The following is a 16,963-nucleotide window of genomic DNA, read 5'->3' as shown; positions in this document are numbered from 1 at the left end:
CTGTCGTTTGCTTTACTTGGGGACGTGGGCCACGACCGCGCCGGTCGCGTCGACGATTGCGGTCTCGCCCGATGCGCTCACCGATGCCGGCGGCTCGATCGATTCCGCGAGCACGAGTTTCGGCGCGCCCGGGTCCGGCTGCGATGACGTGGCGCCTATTGCATCGATGACATCGGCGGCTGTCGCGGCGATGATCGACAGCAGATCGCTTGCGTACGACAGGAACGCGACCGGCAATGCAGGCTGCGCTTCGCTGGCCTGCGGCGCGCCCCACTGAACGCGCACATCGGCGAGCGCGGATTTCATCGTCTTTTCGTTCAGTTCTCCGAGTTGCCGGAAACCGACCGCAAAACTGGAAGCGGCGCGCAAGCCCGTCTCGAGATTCGTGCGCGCGACGGAGAAGAAAGGCTGCATCAGAACAGGAAACATTTGTACGCTCCATTAGCGATGAAAGTCGGCGAATCATGGAGCAACGGATATGCCATACACGCGGGACTTTCGTTTCGTCAGGACGGCACGCCGATTGCGCCACGCACATGCGCGTCTCTCGACGCGCACCGCGACTTCATCGCATTCAAACGATTTCCAGTGGAGGCAAGCATGGCTGACAACGACCGCGCGCTCGAACCCGTCAACGCTATCAAGACCGAAAGAGCCGACAGCGCCTATGAATTCCCGACGAGCGACAACATGACATCCTCGAATGGAGACCACAGCAGCTTTCGCGAAGCATCGAAGTCATGGGATGCAGGCAACGATGCAACGTCGACGAGCAATCTGCGCTCCGATGCGAAGGCCCGGTTCGCCGACATGCAAGACGCGATGACCCGAAAGTACCGCGCCGCCGCCGATACGACCGACGACTTCGTGCACGAGAATCCGTGGAAGGCGATCACGATGGCCGCGCTGGTCGGCGTGGTCGTGGGCATGCTCGCCGCGCGCTGAGCATCGCTCGTTCGCTGAAAAGGAGGAAAGCATCATGGACGTCCCGGCTAGCGAAGAACAGATTCGGGCACTCGCTTATCGGCTTTGGGAAGAAGCGGGCGGCCCTGAAGGCCGCTCGGACGAGTTCTGGATCATCGCGCAGCAGCAACTGGCGACCGAGCCTGGCATGGGCGGCAACGAATTGCCGGGAGGCGAGCCCGCCGGCGCATCGCCGTCCTCTCGCTGATCTCGAAGATGACTCGACGACGCGCTTACTCGAACCTCGGTTTGCGCGTCGCCCGAAGATAGCGGCGGCCGGCGTCGAGCAGCAGCAAGGCGGCGACGCCCATCGCCACGCCGCGCATGCCGGGCGGATCGATGCGCGCATCGGTGTAAAGGCTTCGCTCGCGCACCTTGCCGTTGCGGCCCGACCGTTCGCGCAGACTGCCCGCCCCTTCATACAACGCGTCGCCTTCGCCATGAGGCTGCCGCGTGAGTTGCGCCTTCACGCCGACGAGACTGACCAGCCTGTCATACAGTCGCGGTGCGCGCTGGCCGAACGACGCCATCGCGCGCGACGCCCCACCGACATGGACATCGCGCTCGGGCACCTCGGCGCAATGCAATATCGCTTTAGCGACCACCTCGGGCGCATAGACCGGTTGCGGCAGCTTCGGCTCGTGCGTGAGATAGTTTCGCGCGTGCTCGACGAAGAGCGTGTCGATTCCCGCAGGCTTGATGAGCGTGACGGACACCGGCGCACGATCGTTTTCCAGCTCGATGCGCAACGCATCGGTATAGCCCTTCACCGCATGTTTCGACGCGACGTATGCCCCTTGCAGCGGAATGGCGACATCCGACAATTCACTGCCGAGATTGATCAAAGCGCCGCCATGCTCGCGCAGATGCTTCAACGCACTGAGCGAGCCGTTCACGATGCCCCAGAAATTCGTATCGAAGAGCTTGCGCTGGTCTTCGAGCGGGACGTCGGTACATCGGCCATAGAGCGATACGCCCGCATTGTTGATCCATGTATCGAAGCGCCCGAATCGCGCGATGGCCGCATCGGCTGCGGCCTGCAACTGTGCCGCGTCGCCCACGTCCGCAACGGCGTAAGCCGCTCGCTGGGTGTCACCGTGCGATAACTCGTCCGACAGCGCCTTGAGCGCCGCTTCGTCGCGCGCCACGAGCATGAGGCGCGCGCCGCGCTTCGCCGCCATTCTCGCGGTGACGAGACCGATACCGCTCGTCGCGCCCGTGATGACGATCACTTGTTCGCTGAGTGGTTTGAGCTGTACTCGCATGATGATCTCGCCGGTTATGGTTGGACCAAACCGGGAGAGCATGCGACATGCCGCGTTACGCCCACGAGCGCGCGGGCCGTATGAAAGCGTCGGCCGGAATGCCCGCCGATCGTCCGGCCATGCGCTCGAATTCGATCGGGTCGTGGCTGCAAAACACGTCGAGCTTGCCGCGCGAATCGACGCTGGCGCACAGCTCACGCAGCCTCGCCTGATTCCTTAGCCGCGCCGCGCGGTCCTTTTCCATCATCCATTGATAGAACGCCAGTCCCGGTGTACAGCGCGGATGTTCGAGATCCATCTCCGTATGAAAGAAATACGCGTCGGCCGCCAGCAGCAGCCAACCGTTTTCCTTGCGTACCGCGATGCCCGCATGACCGAAGGTGTGTCCTCTGAGCGGCACGAGTGCGATATCGTCCAACGAATCCGAGAGCGGCCGCACGCATTCGAAGCCATGCCAGCGGTCGCCGGCGGTGGCATCGTGAAGTTGCCAGTTCGCCTGCGTCGACCATTGTTGAGGTCTGAAGCGCTGCCGATCGAGCCACGTCTGCTGACGCACCGCATAGTCGCGCTCGATGCGCAGCATATGCACCTTCGCGTGCGGGAAATCATCGAGGCCGCCCGCGTGATCGAAGTCGAGATGACTGAGCACGATATGACGCACGTCGCTGGCCGAAAAGCCCAGCCGTTCGATCTGGCGTAGCGCGGTCATCTCCTCGCGAAAGTCCGGCTTGAGCATCAGCAGGAAGAACGCCGACAGGCGGCTGCGCGGATCGGCGACATCGCGCAATCCGAAGCCTGTATCGATCAGAACGAGACCTTCGCCCGTTTCGACGAGCAGGCAATGGCACGTCAGTTCGCCCCGGCGCAGAAGGCCGGGCGTGCGGCCATCGAAGAGCTTGCCGCCGAGCGGACAACTCGATATGCAGTTGAGGTGATGAACACGCACGCCATGCCTCAAGCAGAGCGGTCTTCGCGCGGCACTTCGACCGGCAGCGCGCGCTTGTGGCGCGTCGCCGTATAGAAGCGGCGAATGGTCAGCAGCACTTCTTCGCTGACTTCCTTGCCCTCCAGAAAGTTGTCGATGTCTTCATAGCTCACGCCATAGCTATCCTCGTCGGGGCGTTGCGGCGTAAGCGATTCGAGATCGGCTGTCGGCACTTTCATCACGAGGCGATCCACCGCGCCCATCGAACGCGCAAGCGCACGCACGCGGCGCTTGTTCAGACCGGACAAGGGCAGCACGTCCGCGCCGCCGTCGCCGAACTTCGTGAAGAATCCCATCAGCGATTCGGCCGCGTGATCGGTGCCGATGACGACGCCCACCCGCGCGCCCGCAACGGCGTACTGCGCGATCATGCGCTCGCGCGCCTTGATGTTGCCGAGCACGAAGTCTTCCTGGAAGTCGTCCGTGTACTGCGCGCCACCCTCTTTGAGCGCCGCGAGCATGGCGTCGGATGGGCCCTTGACGTTGACGGTCAGCGTTTCGTCCGGACGTATGAAATCGAGCGCGAGCCGGGCGTCTTCCTCATCGCGCTGCGTGCCATAGGGCAGTCTCAGCGCGACGAAGTGCGCCTCATAACCGCTCGCGCGAAGACGTTCGACGCTCAGTTGCGCGAGGCGCCCCGCCGTCGACGAATCCACGCCGCCGCTGATCCCCAGTACGTAAGTGCGAAGTCCCTGCGATGAGAGATAGCCGCAAAGAAAGTCGATGCGCCGCTCGCGCTCGGCTTCGACGTCGAAATCGCTCGCGACACCCAGTTCGCGAATCACGGCTGCCTGCCAGCTGCGCCAATCGGTAGCTTGCTCGTTCATCGTTTCTCCCTGACTCGCTGTGCGTGCTGCTGATCGAAGTAGTGTTCGATGCGCGATAGCGCATAAAGCGCCGCTTCGCGCCGGACATCGTTGCGTTCGCCTTCGAATTTCTTCGTCTCGCTGAAGGTGACGATGGTGCCATCGCGCGCACGATACGACCACGCGAAGCACTGCGTACCCGATGGCGGCCCGTCGGGCACCGCATCGGCGACGCCCGTATTCGATACCGCGATCTGCGCGCAACATGCTTCCTGCCGCAGCGCGCCCTCCGACATCTCGCGCGCGACGGCTTCGCTCGTCAGCCCATGCTGCTGCATGGTGTCCTCGCGCACGCCGAGGAAGCCGGCCTTGCCAGTCGGCGAGTACGTGACGAAGCCCACGTCGAGACAGCTTCCGCTGCCGGGCACCGACGACACCAGCGAGGCGATGAATCCGCCGGTACACGATTCGGCTGTCGCGAGCATGAGTCCGCGCGAGGTGAGGAATGACACGGCCTGACGGGGAATGTCCATGATTCGGCCTTCCGAAAGGTTCTGGTCTGTTGCGATGCTGTTAGCAGTTCGTATGCCACTGCGGGAGCCCGGCATGTCGTGTGACAGCCGCAAAGAAAACGACGCACGCCGAACCCTGTCGGCGTGCGTCGATGTCGCGCTTACGGCAAGGCGTCGATCAGGACCGGGCTTCCGTTCCTTTGAGATTTCCATGCTTGTGAGCATGCGTGGCGCCGTACTTCAGCTCGAAGTGCGCGCCTTTTCCGCTCCGGGTGGGCGGAAAGTGCTCGCCTTCCACGCAGGTCACTTCGAACGTGTCCTTGCCGTCATCGTGGACCACCGAGTAGATACCCGAGACCTTCACGATCTCGCCCGGCTTGTATGAATTGTCGCCTGCCATCTTCATCTCCAGAGTGAACGAATTTCAGCCCTTCTGCTGCACTTCCTCGGCGAGTTGCGTCTTCGCGAGCTGGGTCAGTTTCTCGTCCGTGGCCTTCTCTTCCTGCAAGGTATCGAGCAAAAGTTTCATCGCGTCCTCGTTGCCGAGTTGCTTCGCGAGCGTCGCCAGCGTGCCGTAGGTCGCGATCTCGTAGTGCTCGACCTTTTGCGCGGCGGCGATCAACGCGGCGTCGCGAATCGGGCCCTGCTCGAAGGTTTCGATTTCGTCCTGCGCTTCCTCGACGAGACCTTCCATCGCCGCACATTTGATGCGCTTCAACTTGACGCCGAAGAGTTCGACCACCTGATCGATGCGCTCGATCTGCCCGTTCGTTTCCTCCAGATGCGTCTCGAACGCCTGCTTCAGTTGCCCGTTGGTCGTCGCCCGTGCGAGCTTCGGCAGCGCTCTCGTCAGTTGCTTCTCGGCGCTGTACACGTCGGAAAGTGCATGAATGAAAAGGTCCTGCAACGTTTTCGATGCCATGATGCCTCCGGTTCGGGATCGGGTTGATGGGACGCGCCGGCTCGACCGGCGCCCGCTTCTCTCCGCGCAATTCGCGTGCCGTGCAATCTTGATCAGCTTGCCTAACGGTTCTGGATGCGCAGTCGCGGCTATTCGAGCGCCATCGTCTCGATGGCGTCGCCGATGCGGCCCGCGTCGTCGTAATGCACCATGTGCCCGAGGCCCGGCATGATCGAAAGCGCGCTTTGTGCGATGTCCTTGTAAAGACGGCCCGACTGCGAGTCCGTATCGACGATTGCGTCGTCGCTGCCGGCAAAAATGCGAACCGGCACGTCGATCTCGCCGTATCGCCCGGACATCGATGCCGCGGCCGGAATCATGCAAGCGGCGTCCTCTGCCGTCGCGCGCATCTGCGACGGGCGCAAGACCAGTTCGCGCGGTACATGGCCGTGAAAGGCATCGGGTACGGCGCGCGGCGCGAACATGGCCTGCACCGTGCGGCCGTACATCATGCGAGCGACGATCGGCGACACGGTGTAGCGCAGCACATCGCCGACGATCGGCATGGCCGCGGGCGCGCTGATCGCAACGTCCGCGCGCGCAGTGGGATAGTAGTAACCCGAGATCAGCGTGAGCCCGCGAATGTCCAGACGTGGTTCGAGCGCCATCGCCGCTGCGACGAGACTGCCGAGCGAATGACCGACGACCACCGCTTGCGTCAGTCCCAGCCTTTTAAGCGCAAGCTGGATCGACGTGGCCTGAGCCTGCGGCGTCCAGATGCGCGCGCGCGGCCGCTCGCTGTGCCCGAAGCCGGGACGATCGAAGGCGATTACGCGGTGACGCCGGGCGAGCCGCTCGAACAATCCGCTCGCCACGAAGTCTTGCGACGCGACCAGATTGCCATGCAGCAGGACGACGACCGGGCCTTCTCCTTCGTCGAGATAGTGGAGGCGCACGCCATCGACGTCGATGAATTGGCCCGTGGGCGGAAAGTCGCGTTCCGCGCGCCGCGCTCGCATGGCCGTCCATGCGGCAAGACCGATCGACGCGACAGCCGCGCCGCCGGCTATCGCGCGGCGCGAGAGCAGGGATCCGGTTCGTGTATCTGACATGCGTTACCCGTTCGGTCTGATGAATCCGGCGAACCCGCGCTGCCTCGTAGACGCGCCAGCGAGCCCGCAAGAAAAAGCAGCCCCGCGTGGTTCCGCGCGGGGCTTCGTCCATCGCTTCGGCTTCGGTGCTCCGAAACCGTCAGCCGGGCTTATTGCACGCCCTTCTTCGCGGCGAGATCCTGCGCCATCTTCAGGTGCTTCTGGATGGTCGGCAGCGCCTTCTGCGCCGCCTTCTTGAGGTCGGCGTTCTGGCCTTCCTGCGCTTCCTTCTGGAAAGCGGCGACGGCCTTCTGATGCCCTTCGACGCCGACCTTCTGAATGTACATGGTGTCGAATTCCTTGCCCTTGAGCGGCTTGAGCGCATCGATAACCGTCGTGTCCGAATTGTCCGTCGGCACTTCGACGCCATGCGGCGCCGCCATCTTCAGCTGCATCGTCAGCTTCGTATGATCGATCATCATGTGATGCGCGAAGCTTTTCACGTCCTTGTCCTGCGACTGGCTGGTCGCCAGCTTGGCCGTGTCGATCTCGGTCGAGCTCGATTCGCTGGCGGCCTGTACGAAAGCCTTGTCCACCGCCGGCAGGTCGTTGGCCTGGGTGGTGCTCGCTGCCTGCGTCTGTGCCAGCACGGTGATAGGCGCCGCGCCGATGAAACCTGCCGCGACGAGTGTAACGAGAGCCGAATGTGCCTTCATGGAAGCCTCCTGAGTAAATGGTCGATCGCGGCATATGTCAGCAATTGCGATGCCGTGCCCCGCGCTGGACAGGCACAACGGCTGCTGTCGAAGGCCATGATTCATTGATCAAGGGAGCGAATCATGGCAAGCAACTCATCCTCCGGCGGTTCCAACAGCGTGTTCATCGACATGCAGAAAGCCTTGAAGGGCGTCGACTATCCCGCCGACAAGCAGACGCTCGTCGAAACCGCGCGCAGCAACGGCGCAAGCGAAGACGTGATGTCCGCGCTCGATGCGTTGCCGGATCAGCAGTTTCAGACGCCCGCGGAGGTGTCGAAGGCAGTCGGTCAGGAAGAAGGCTGAGTCGGTAGACGGCGCGCGCAGCGCATTGCCGCTCAGGTAAGCAGCTTCTTCATCTCGACGATGAGATCGGACTTGCCTTCGAAGCCGATGCCCGGCAGGTCCGGCATCGTGATGTAGCCGTTCTCGACCTTGACGCCGTCGGGGAAGCCGCCGTATGGCTGGAACAGGTCCGGATACGACTCGTTGCCGCCGAGACCCAAGCCCGCCGCGATGTTCAGCGACATCTGATGGCCGCCGTGCGGGATGCATCGGCTCGGAGACCAGCCGTGCTCGCGCAGCATGTCGAGCGTGCGCAGATATTCGACGAGACCGTAACTCAGCGCGCAGTCGAACTGAAGCCAGTCGCGGTCGGCACGCATGCCGCCGTAACGGATGAGATTGCGAGCGTCCTGCATCGAGAACAGGTCTTCACCCGTCGCCATCGGATTGGCATAGTAGTTGCGCAGCGTGGCTTGCAGTTCGAAGTCGAGCGGGTCGCCCGGCTCTTCGTACCAGAAGAGGTCGTATTGCGAGAGCGCCTTCGCATAGCGAATGGCCGTGTCGAGGTCGAAGCGGCCGTTTGCATCGACTGCGAGCTTTTGGCCGTCCTGCAGCACGCTCAGGATGGAGTCGATACGGCGCAGGTCTTCATCGAGCGATGCTCCGCCGATCTTCTTCTTCACGACCGTATAACCCCGATCGATGTAGCTGCGCATCTCGTCCTTGAGCGTTTCGTGATCTTGGCCCGGATAGTAGTAACCGCCCGCCGCGTACACGAAAATCCTGCGGTCCGGCTCACCGTCGCCATAGCGGTCGGCGAGCAGTTGAAATAGCGGCTTGCCCTCGATTTTCGCGACCGCGTCCCAGATCGCCATGTCGATCGTGCCGATGGCGACCGAGCGTTCGCCATGACCGCCCGGCTTCTCGTTCGTGAACATCGTCGCCCAGATCTTGTGCGGGTCGAGATTGTCGCCTGCGTCGTTCATGAGCGAAGCGGGATCGGCTTCGAGGATGCGCGGAATGAAGCGCTCGCGCATCAGCGTGCCCTGGCCGTAGCGGCCGTTCGAGTTGAAGCCGTAGCCGACGACCGGCTCGCCATCGCGCATGACATCGGTGATGACGGCAACCACGCTCAACGTCATCTTGCTGAAGTCGATGTAGGCGTTACGGATGGGTGAGCTGATCGGTACGGTCTTCTCGCGGATTTCGACGATTCTCACGGCAATGTCTCCAGGGTCTTGGCAGGTATTGCAACCCGGCGGCTGCAACGTGGAACGTAGCTTACCCGCGACGAACGCTGCTAAACTGCACTTCCGTTCACATCATTATTCACATCTGGTGAATACCGAAACGCAGACCGCGACCGACTTCGAGTTCTTTATCCTGCTTGCGAAGCTCAGGAGTTTGTCGGGGGCGGCGCGTGCGCTCGATCTGTCTCCGCCCGCCGCGACCAAGCGGCTTGGCGTCATCGAGCAAAGGCTCGGCGTGCGCCTCGTCAACCGGACGACCCGCAGCGTCAGCCTCACGCCTGAAGGGGAAACGTATCTGCGCTACGCGACTCACATCGTCGGACAGGTGCGTGAGATGGAAGAGGCGTTATCGGTCGCGAGCCGCGATCCGCAAGGCCCGTTGCGCATCAATGCAACGCTCGGATTCGGCCGGACGACCATCGCCCCGATCGTTTCGGAATTCGCGAAGCGCTATCCGGGCGTCGAAGTCCAGTTCGAAGTAACGGACCGTCCTGTCGATCTGATCGAAGGCGCGTTCGATCTGGCGATACGCTTCGGCGATCTTCCGGACAGCCGGCTCAGTGCGCGGCGAATCATGAGCAACCGGCGGTTCTTATGCGCGTCGCCGAAATATCTCGAGAAGTACGGCACGCCGGAGCGCGTCGAAGAACTGGCTCGGCATCGCTGCATCATTCATCGACAGAACGACGATGCCTACGGCGTGTGGCGCTATATCGTCAATGACCACATCGAGGCGATCAAGGTCAAGGGCGCGCTGTCGAGCAATGACGGCGATATCGTGCTTCGCTGGGCGCTCGACGGACACGGCATTCTGATCCGCTCGGAATGGGATCTCGCGAAGTACGTGCAAAGCGGAAGGCTCAATCTCGTGATGCCGAACACCGTGCTGCCCTCGGCCGATCTCTTCGTCTACTATCCGCGGCAGAAGAATCAGACTGCTCGCGCGCGCGCGTTCATCGATTTCCTGGTCGGCCGGTTTCAGGCGCCCTTCACGCCGGTCGATACAGGCAGCGAACTTCGCGAGCGCAAGAAGCGAAGTCCGCGCCGTTGAGCGACCGCCGATGTCTCATGCCGGCATCTGGCAGATGACGCCGTACCAGCCCAGACCGCGATAGGTCTCGTAACCGGGCGTCGCTGCGAACGATACGACTGCACCGCCGGCATCGCGGTAGAAGCCCGATTCCTTGCCGCCCGTCTGCAAGCGAAAGCGCTCGTTGAGGATGCCCTTGCCATCCGACGCGGCGATCACCCGAAACGACGAATCCAGGATCAGACAGCGCGAGCGCGCCCACTCTTCGTTGCTCAGGCGAACGCCTTTGACGACGGTCTCGGCTTGAGGCGCCCAGTCGAAGAAGATGATGAGCGCTCCGAGCACGCGACCATCCGGCGCGCCGCCCTCGCGAATCGCCGTCGAATACGTCGCGACCTGTGCGTTGTCGAGCGGCGCGACTGTCTCGACATCCGACGCCACGTATTGCGCGCCCGACGCCGTCTTCATTGCGGCCTTGTACCACTCCGCGCCCGCCACGTTCTGCCCGCGCACCGCGTAAGTCGAGTGACGTCCGTTCGCCACGACCACGCCGTTCGCATCGACGACCCAGAGATCCCGATAAACCGTGTAGCTATCCAGGATGACCTTGAGGCGGCTGCAGGCATGATCGCGCGCCGCCGCGCGCTCATCGGCGAGACATCCGACCAATGCCGAGTCCGTCGCCCACCAGCGCACGTCGCAGGAGCGCTCGTACAGGTTGCGGTCGATGATGTCGATCATGTTCAACGCAAGGTCCGTGTACCGCTGACCGTCGAGCGATCGCATCCGCTCGATCATGCTGTCGCCGAGTTCCGTGAGCGTCGCAAGCGATCCGGCAAGCTCTTTGTTGAGGCCGGCCGTGATGTCGGAGATGCGTGTCGATACATGCTTCACCTGCTTGGCGACGACAGCGAAGCCCTTGCCCGCATCGCCGGCGCGGGCAGCTTCGATCAGCGCGTTCAGTGCCAGGAACGTGGTCTCGCGGTTGATATCGTTGATGTCGCTGATCTTGCCCGAGGCGAGGCGTTTGACTTCATGTGTCAGATCGACGATAGCTTGCGGATTGGACATGTGGCTTCTTCGTAGGGTCGGTTTCGTATCCCGATCAATGCAAGGTTCGCGCCTGTTTGTCTGACGATTGAGTTTTACGAAGCAAACGTTTGGGAAGTGACGCGTGCTTTCACCGAGCACCAGTGAAGCGAAAACATGCCCTTTTTTGAGTCGCGTCAGTCGAGCTAGTCGTGTTATCAGCGAACGGGCTTCAATCGTTAAAACAAACTGAAAGGCGGCGAAACGTGCGGTAGCGCACATTTTGTTCGGAAGTGTTGACCGCAACGGTTCAGAACCGGATGCGCTGCTTCGTCCTTAACGACGAACACTTTTCTTCCACACACGAAGACGCAGCCACGCGTTCAGACAACACATGGACTCGACCGCCGAACACGATCTGATCCGGGGCTTGTCCCGCAATGTCCTGATGCAGCTCGCGCCGAACGAGCTGCCGCTTTTCGCGGCGGCGAGCGCGGCGTGGTTTGCCGATCCGGACGCCGCGATGAGGGCATCGAAAAATCGCGATGCCGCGCTCGGCTTCGGCGCCGAATCGTTCTCGATCCTCTTCACGCCGCTCGTGCTTCAGGTCGTGTCGGAGATCATGCCGATCCTCGGCGGCATCGCGCTCAAGGCGGCGGAAACGGCCATCGGCGAAGAAGTGTCCGCGCGCGTGCGGAAGATGTTCCGGGGCGAAGAACCCGAAGCCGTCGCGATCCTGAGCCCCGAACAGTTGGGCGAAGTCCATCGCCATGTGATCGCGGCCGGCTCGCGCCTGCGTCTCGATCGCGCACGAGCCGCGCACCTTGCCGATGCCGTCGTCGCGCAACTGGCCCTGCCGAAGAAGTGAGCGAATCGTGCTGCAATCCGTCACGACGAACACGGGCAGGCCGCGGCTCAATCCGTTGCCGTTTCCGTCCGACATCGCGCTGAGGTTCGATCTGCTGATCGTGCTTATCGTGTGCGTCAGCATCCAGTTCTATGGGCATTTCTGGGAAAGCCTGCACGTCGAGGCGACGGAAAAGCTCGTCGCGTGCGCGTCGGATATGTTCGCGGGCGTTTTCGATCCGCGATTACTGACTCGGGACGTGCTGTCCGCTTCGGAAATGCGTGTGCAGTTCGCACCGCAATTCGCGCATTGCATGGCGCTTCTGCGGCCGCAAATGGCGTGGAAAGGCGCGGGAATCGTCGCGACGCTCGCGCTCGCCGGTGTCTTCTACTGGCGCTTTCCCGCGTGGAAGCTGATGTCGCAGCGGCTCGTGCCGATCGCAAAGGACGATCCGCCCGGTCTTTTCGATGCCCTCATCGCCCTTTGCGGCGAGGCGCAGTTGAATCCGCCGCCCGCGTTCGTCTGGAATCCGCTCGCGACCGGCCTGCCGGTCACGTTCGGGCGTCGCCGCGACTATTACGTCGCGCTCTCCGGCGCGTTCGTCGCCAATTATTTCTACGCGGATCGCGCCGCCTTCCGCGCGATCGTCCTGCATGAACTGGCGCACATCCGTAACCGCGACATCGACAAGACGTTCATGACGATTGCCGCGTGTTTCGCGTTCGTCATCGTGAGCGTCGTTCCCTTGCTCGGCGTCGCTCTGTTTGCCGGGCACGCGCTGCGCGACACCGCCTGGCTGCTCGCAAAGACCGGGCTGTGGAGCGCGCTCGTGCTGCTGTCAGGCGCGTCCGTGCTGCGCGTGAGGGAGTTTTACGCGGACGTGCAAGCGTCGCAATGGGACGGCTCGCCCGTTCACGTCGATCGTGTGCTCGCGCGGATGCGCGACGACAGCAACAAGCGCGCGCGCACGTTCCTGAGCCTGCATCCGCGCGGCGACGCGCGTCGCGCCGTGCTCGCCGACACCACGCCGCTCTTTCGCCTCGGCAAGTGGGATGCGCTCGGCATCGGCTTCGGCGCGGGCGTCGTCATCGAAACGATGAACGGTCTCGTGCTCGGCCTCGTGCCCGGCGAAGCGCAAGCGGCGGTCTTGCGCGTGACGATCATCGCGTCGGCGGTGGTGCCGCTCGCCGTGATGATCTTCGCGATCGGCGCGCTCACGACGGGCGTCTGGCGCGGCGCCTATGCAGCGGTGCTGAACGGCCGCGATCCGGTGAAGGGCACGGCGGCGGCGGGCGCCGTGTTCGCGCTCGGCTACTTCGTCAATCAGATGCTCCTCGGCGCGGGGCTGCTTTGGGGCGGCCCGGCCCAGCCGCGCATGACCGCCGACACGCTGACGACGGTGCTCGAAGTCCACGCGGTCGCGCTCGTGCTCGCGGCCATCGGATGCTGGATGATCTGCGACTGGATCGCGCGCTCGGCCGCCGCGTGGACTGGCGTCGCCGTGAGAAGCCGCTCGCCGCTTTTCGCGCTCAGGCTGACGAGCGCGGTTTCCATCGCGGGCGTCGCGGGGATGTTCGCGTGGGGCACGTTCGCGTCGATGTCGATCGTGACGCTCGGGCCGCATCAGACGTTCTATACGTCGCTCGTGATGGCCGCGCCGCCGGTGGTCATCGCGGCGTTCGGGTCGTGGCTTTTTCCGTGGGCATCGCGATGGTTCGGCCGCGCGCGCCGCGAGCTCGCGCCGTCGTCGTGGGTCTTTCTCGACGACGCATTCCGCTTGCGTCTTCCCGAGTTCCGACCGGGCCGCGCGCTGTCGACGGGCATCATCGCCGGGCTCGTCTTCTGTCTCTGGATCGAACTGTTGCGGTTTCGCCGCTTCCTTCCGCACGATGCCGAAAGCACGATCTACGCGACGTTCTCCGCGCTGCTGCACGTCGCGCAACGCGCGGGCGAAAGCGGCTTCGCGATCGTCATGCCGATCGCGCTGACGGCGGCGCTCGCGGCGCTGATCGCGGCGTCGCGTCGGGGCGCCTTCAACGCGCTCTACGGCTTGTGCGCCGGATCGATCGCGGGCGCGGTGATGAGCGTGGGCGGCCTCGTGACCATCGACCTCAACGCGCAATCGACGTTCGAGTCGAGCATGACGTCGGTGCTGCTGTACCTCGGCGTGGCGTCGCTGGCCGCCCTTCCCGCTTCGATGATCGGCGCGCTCGCCGGCAAATTGGGCAGGTCTTCGGACGGACATGACCGCTTGTCGATGGTTCGCAAAGCGGTCGTCGCCATGCTCGGGATCGTGGTCATCGCCGGATGGATCAAGTCGCTGAGCGACGTCATCTGAAGTCGGCCTGCGAAGTGACCAGGCGCGATTCGGAGCGCGCGTCCGGGCAGATCAACTTCACCAGCCGTTCGACGATCTCGTGCATCGTCGAACCTGGATTGAATATGTCGGCGACGCCTTTCTTTCGCAGCAAGAAGGCGTCTTCGTCGGGCACGATTCCGCCGACGACGAGCGGCGTGTGCACGTCGCGCTCCGCAAGCTCGCGCAGCAATCGAGGCACGAGCGTGCCGTGCGCACCGGCAAGCGACGAGACGCCGATGACATCGTACGGCCGTTGCGCAGCGAGCTTCGCGGCCTGCGCCGGCGATGCAAACAATCCGGTAGCCGTCACATCGAAGCCTGCATCTTCCAGCGCGCACGCCACGACATTCGCGCCGCGATCGTGTCCGTCGAGTCCCAGTTTCGCGATCAACATGCGTGGCTTTCGGCCGAGCGTTTCGCCGAGTTGCGCAACGCGAGCGCACGCCGCGTGCCATGCGTCGTCATGGCGACATTCACCGTACACGCGTGTCGTATTCGCCGATGCCGGATCATGACGCGGCCACACGGCTTCGAGCGCGCGCGTGCATTCACCCACGGTCGCGCGGGCGCGCATGCAATCGATCGTCAGCGCGAGCAGATTGCCGGCATCGTCGCGTGCGGCGCGCGTCAATGCGGCGAGCGCGGCACGCACGCGAGATTCGTCACGCCGGCGCAGCACGTCGGCGATTCTGTGCGACTGCTGCACGCGCACGCGTTCGCCATCGATCGCGAGACAGGCGGGCGCATCGTCGTCGGCATCGTCGGCAATAAACGCGTTCGCGCCGACGATCGTCTGCGTTCCCGAATCGATGCGCGCCTGCGTCGCCGCCGCACGCTCCTGAATCCGCCGATGAACCCACCCGGTGCGAATTGCTTCGAGCGCACCGCCGCGCGCCTCGATTTCGTCGACGATCTCGCGCGCTTGAGCCGCGACGCTCGCCGTCAGCGATTCCATCATGTACGAACCCGCCCACGGATCGACGACCTCGCACAGCCCCATCTCGTGCTGAAGAATCAATTGCGTGTCGCGTGCGAGCTGCGCAGCGGATGCCGATGGCAACGCAAGCGCTTCGTCATGTGCATTCGTGTGCAGCGATTGCGTGCCGCCGAACACTGCCGCCATCGCTTCGACGGTCGTGCGAACGATATTGTTTTGCGTGCGCGTCGCGCCGAGCGACCAGCCCGACGTCTGGCAATGCATCCGCAGCGCGCGACTCTTCGCCGACGTCGCGCCCTCTTCCTCGGCCATGCCCGACCAGATGAGCCGCGCCGCGCGCAGCTTCGCGATCTCCGCAAAGAAGTCCGCGCCGACGCCGAAGAAAAAGCTGAGTTGCTCGCAGACGGCATCCGCGTTCAGGCCGCGCGCGCGCAGCGCACGCACATACGCGCGGGCGTTGGCGAACGTCAGCCCCAGCTCCAGCGATGCATCCGCGCCCGCTTCCTGAAAGTGATAACCCGAAACGGACAGCGCCTTGAAGCGCGGCATCCGCTCGCTCAAAAACTGCACGACATCCGCGACGATTCGCAGCGACGGTTCCGGCGCGAACACGCAGGTGTTGCGCACCATGAACTCCTTGAGGATGTCGTTCTGCACGGTGCCGGAGAGCGACGCCATCGCGATGCCGCGTTCCTCCGCCGCGACGATGTACGCCGCGAGCACGGGCAGCACGGCGCCGTTCATCGTCATCGACACGGAGACGCGTTCTAGCGCGATGCCTTCGAAAAGACGCGCCATGTCGTCGACGGTATCGATGGCCACGCCCGCAAGACCGACATCGGCGCGCGCTTCATCGTCGGTCGAGTCGTAGCCGAGTTGCGTCGGCAGATCGAACGCGACGGACAAGCCCTGCGCGCCGCGATCGAGCGCCCGGCGAAACGCGAGGTTCGAATCGGCGGCATCGGCGTAACCGGCGTACTGGCGGAGGGTCCACGGTCTCGTCGTGTACATCGACGGATACGGTCCGCGCACGAACGGCGCGGCGCCGGGCATCGAGTCGAGATGCGCGAGACCTTCCAGATCGGCCGCCGTGTAAAGCGGCTTGCGCGGCACGCGGTTCATGCGCGTCTCCGTGTCTTGTGTGTCAGCACGTCGGCGATCTTCACGCCATCGCGCGTGCGCTCGATCTCGCACCAGTGCGCGATGCGCGCATCGTCGATCGACGCGCGCCGAAACGTGGCCCGCAGCCCTTCGCCGACGTTGATGTTGCCGTGATAATGCAGCTCGCGCGACACGAGCGCGGGCAAGTCCGCGAGACGCCACGTTTGCCATTCCGCACGATCGACGAACGCCTGAAAGCTCGCGAAGTACAGAAAGTCGGCGCCGTTGAAGTCGCTGTACGGGCATGGCAAAAACTCGACCGGCGCGCATTCTGCCTCGTGCAAAGCGAATCCGTCGATGCTCGCTCCTGCTTCACGCAGGCGCAGCTTGCGCGCCCTATCCTGCATGTCGGCGATGAGCGGATTCATCGGCGCGATCTCGCCTTTGAGGTTCGCAAAGCTCGCCCGCGCGACCGAGCGATTGTTGCGCGCTTCGGTGCGTCGCACGAAGGTGGACATCATCGACAACGCGGCGATCGTGCCGCCTTTGCCGCTTACGCGATGCTCGCTGAAGTGCCGCACCGGACCCACACGCGAAAGCTCGGTGCGTATGCAGAGCGCGTCGTTCTCGCGCACATCGTGCATGCCTTCGGCGCGCAGCCGGATCGACGTGAACGCGGCATACGCGCGGCCGCCTTCGTCGGAGATGAAGTCGCTCGCCGTTTCGCGTGCGAGCGCGTCCCAATGCCGGTCGCCGCACTCTTTCAGCAGCCAGTTCTCCGAGAGCCCCGCGCAATTGAGCTGCGGCATGCCGGCGCGATACGTATCGTCGTGACGAGGCATGAGCT

The 16,963-nt window shown here is 63.7% G+C and carries 19 protein-coding genes; 6 read left to right on the top strand and 13 right to left on the bottom strand.

The window, feature by feature from the left end:
• Positions 1 to 12 precede the first annotated feature (12 nt).
• Entirely contained in the window at positions 13 to 429 is a 417-nt protein-coding gene (locus BG60_RS08250; protein ID WP_008345679.1) for a hypothetical protein, read from the bottom strand.
• A gap of 171 nt (positions 430 to 600) precedes the next feature.
• On the opposite strand from BG60_RS08250, the gene BG60_RS36625 reads away from it, so the two are divergent.
• A complete protein-coding gene (locus BG60_RS36625) occupies positions 601 to 945 on the top strand; it encodes an ElaB/YgaM/YqjD family protein (protein WP_061164684.1) in 345 nt (114 codons plus the stop codon).
• Between the two features lie 34 nt (positions 946 to 979).
• Entirely contained in the window at positions 980 to 1,171 is a 192-nt protein-coding gene (locus tag BG60_RS08240) for a DUF2934 domain-containing protein (RefSeq protein ID WP_008345682.1), read from the top strand.
• 25 nt (positions 1,172 to 1,196) lie between these two features.
• Here the strand turns inward: BG60_RS08240 and BG60_RS08235 are convergent, their stop codons facing one another.
• The 8 genes from BG60_RS08235 to BG60_RS08200 all read right to left on the bottom strand — a co-directional run bounded on the left by BG60_RS08235 (position 1,197) and on the right by BG60_RS08200 (position 7,239).
• Entirely contained in the window at positions 1,197 to 2,228 is a 1,032-nt protein-coding gene (locus BG60_RS08235; RefSeq protein WP_034471084.1) for an SDR family oxidoreductase, read from the bottom strand.
• 55 nt (positions 2,229 to 2,283) lie between these two features.
• Entirely contained in the window at positions 2,284 to 3,174 is an 891-nt protein-coding gene (locus tag BG60_RS08230; RefSeq protein WP_008345687.1) for an MBL fold metallo-hydrolase, read from the bottom strand.
• Between the two features lie 8 nt (positions 3,175 to 3,182).
• Positions 3,183 to 4,040 carry an ammonia-dependent NAD(+) synthetase gene (nadE, locus tag BG60_RS08225; RefSeq protein ID WP_008345689.1) on the bottom strand — a complete coding sequence of 286 codons (858 nt, stop codon included), beginning with the start codon at positions 4,038 to 4,040 and terminating at the stop codon, positions 3,183 to 3,185.
• Entirely contained in the window at positions 4,037 to 4,552 is a 516-nt protein-coding gene (locus BG60_RS08220; RefSeq protein WP_008345691.1) for a CinA family protein, read from the bottom strand. The genes nadE and BG60_RS08220 overlap by 4 nt, the downstream gene beginning before the upstream one ends.
• Before the next feature lie 157 nt (positions 4,553 to 4,709).
• The gene (locus tag BG60_RS08215; protein ID WP_008345692.1) at positions 4,710 to 4,931 is read right to left on the bottom strand and encodes a hypothetical protein; all 222 of its coding nucleotides are present in this window, start codon (positions 4,929 to 4,931) and stop codon (positions 4,710 to 4,712) included.
• Between the two features lie 24 nt (positions 4,932 to 4,955).
• Positions 4,956 to 5,453, bottom strand: a complete 498-nt coding sequence (locus BG60_RS08210; RefSeq protein ID WP_008345694.1) for a YciE/YciF ferroxidase family protein — start codon at positions 5,451 to 5,453, stop codon at positions 4,956 to 4,958.
• Between the two features lie 128 nt (positions 5,454 to 5,581).
• Positions 5,582 to 6,544, bottom strand: a complete 963-nt coding sequence (locus tag BG60_RS08205; protein ID WP_008345696.1) for an alpha/beta fold hydrolase — start codon at positions 6,542 to 6,544, stop codon at positions 5,582 to 5,584.
• A 149-nt stretch (positions 6,545 to 6,693) separates the two neighbouring features.
• A complete protein-coding gene (locus tag BG60_RS08200) occupies positions 6,694 to 7,239 on the bottom strand; it encodes a DUF4142 domain-containing protein (protein WP_034471082.1) in 546 nt (181 codons plus the stop codon).
• A gap of 123 nt (positions 7,240 to 7,362) precedes the next feature.
• Here BG60_RS08200 and BG60_RS08195 point away from each other — a divergent pair, with 123 nt between their 5' ends.
• On the top strand, positions 7,363 to 7,584 hold the full coding sequence (locus tag BG60_RS08195; protein ID WP_008345700.1) for a DUF2795 domain-containing protein: 222 nt from the start codon (positions 7,363 to 7,365) through the stop codon (positions 7,582 to 7,584).
• A 32-nt stretch (positions 7,585 to 7,616) separates the two neighbouring features.
• On the opposite strand, the gene BG60_RS08190 is transcribed toward BG60_RS08195, so the two are convergent.
• On the bottom strand, positions 7,617 to 8,783 hold the full coding sequence (locus BG60_RS08190; protein WP_008345702.1) for a mandelate racemase/muconate lactonizing enzyme family protein: 1,167 nt from the start codon (positions 8,781 to 8,783) through the stop codon (positions 7,617 to 7,619).
• Between the two features lie 118 nt (positions 8,784 to 8,901).
• Here BG60_RS08190 and BG60_RS08185 point away from each other — a divergent pair, with 118 nt between their 5' ends.
• Positions 8,902 to 9,864 carry a LysR family transcriptional regulator gene (locus tag BG60_RS08185; RefSeq protein WP_008345704.1) on the top strand — a complete coding sequence of 321 codons (963 nt, stop codon included), beginning with the start codon at positions 8,902 to 8,904 and terminating at the stop codon, positions 9,862 to 9,864.
• Between the two features lie 15 nt (positions 9,865 to 9,879).
• Here BG60_RS08185 and BG60_RS08180 read toward each other — a convergent pair whose 3' ends face one another.
• Positions 9,880 to 10,914 carry a methyl-accepting chemotaxis protein gene (locus BG60_RS08180; protein WP_008345706.1) on the bottom strand — a complete coding sequence of 345 codons (1,035 nt, stop codon included), beginning with the start codon at positions 10,912 to 10,914 and terminating at the stop codon, positions 9,880 to 9,882.
• Between the two features lie 352 nt (positions 10,915 to 11,266).
• Here BG60_RS08180 and BG60_RS08175 point away from each other — a divergent pair, with 352 nt between their 5' ends.
• Positions 11,267 to 11,740, top strand: coding sequence for a hypothetical protein (locus tag BG60_RS08175; protein ID WP_008345708.1), 474 nt, complete (start codon positions 11,267 to 11,269; stop codon positions 11,738 to 11,740).
• A gap of 7 nt (positions 11,741 to 11,747) precedes the next feature.
• Positions 11,748 to 14,057 carry a M48 family metalloprotease gene (locus BG60_RS08170; protein ID WP_008345709.1) on the top strand — a complete coding sequence of 770 codons (2,310 nt, stop codon included), beginning with the start codon at positions 11,748 to 11,750 and terminating at the stop codon, positions 14,055 to 14,057.
• Here the strand turns inward: BG60_RS08170 and scpA are convergent.
• Entirely contained in the window at positions 14,050 to 16,137 is a 2,088-nt protein-coding gene (scpA, locus tag BG60_RS08165) for a methylmalonyl-CoA mutase (RefSeq protein ID WP_008345711.1), read from the bottom strand. The genes BG60_RS08170 and scpA overlap by 8 nt on opposite strands.
• Complete coding sequence (locus BG60_RS08160) at positions 16,134 to 16,958, bottom strand: Pnap_2097 family protein (RefSeq protein ID WP_008345713.1); 825 nt, start codon at positions 16,956 to 16,958, stop codon at positions 16,134 to 16,136. The genes scpA and BG60_RS08160 overlap by 4 nt, the downstream gene beginning before the upstream one ends.
• Positions 16,959 to 16,963 lie beyond the last annotated feature (5 nt).

Source organism: Caballeronia zhejiangensis (genome assembly GCF_000698575.1).
GTDB lineage: Bacteria > Pseudomonadota > Gammaproteobacteria > Burkholderiales > Burkholderiaceae > Caballeronia > Caballeronia zhejiangensis.
The sequence above is the reverse complement of the archived record's forward strand: the minus strand, read 5'-3'. Positions and strand labels throughout refer to the sequence as shown.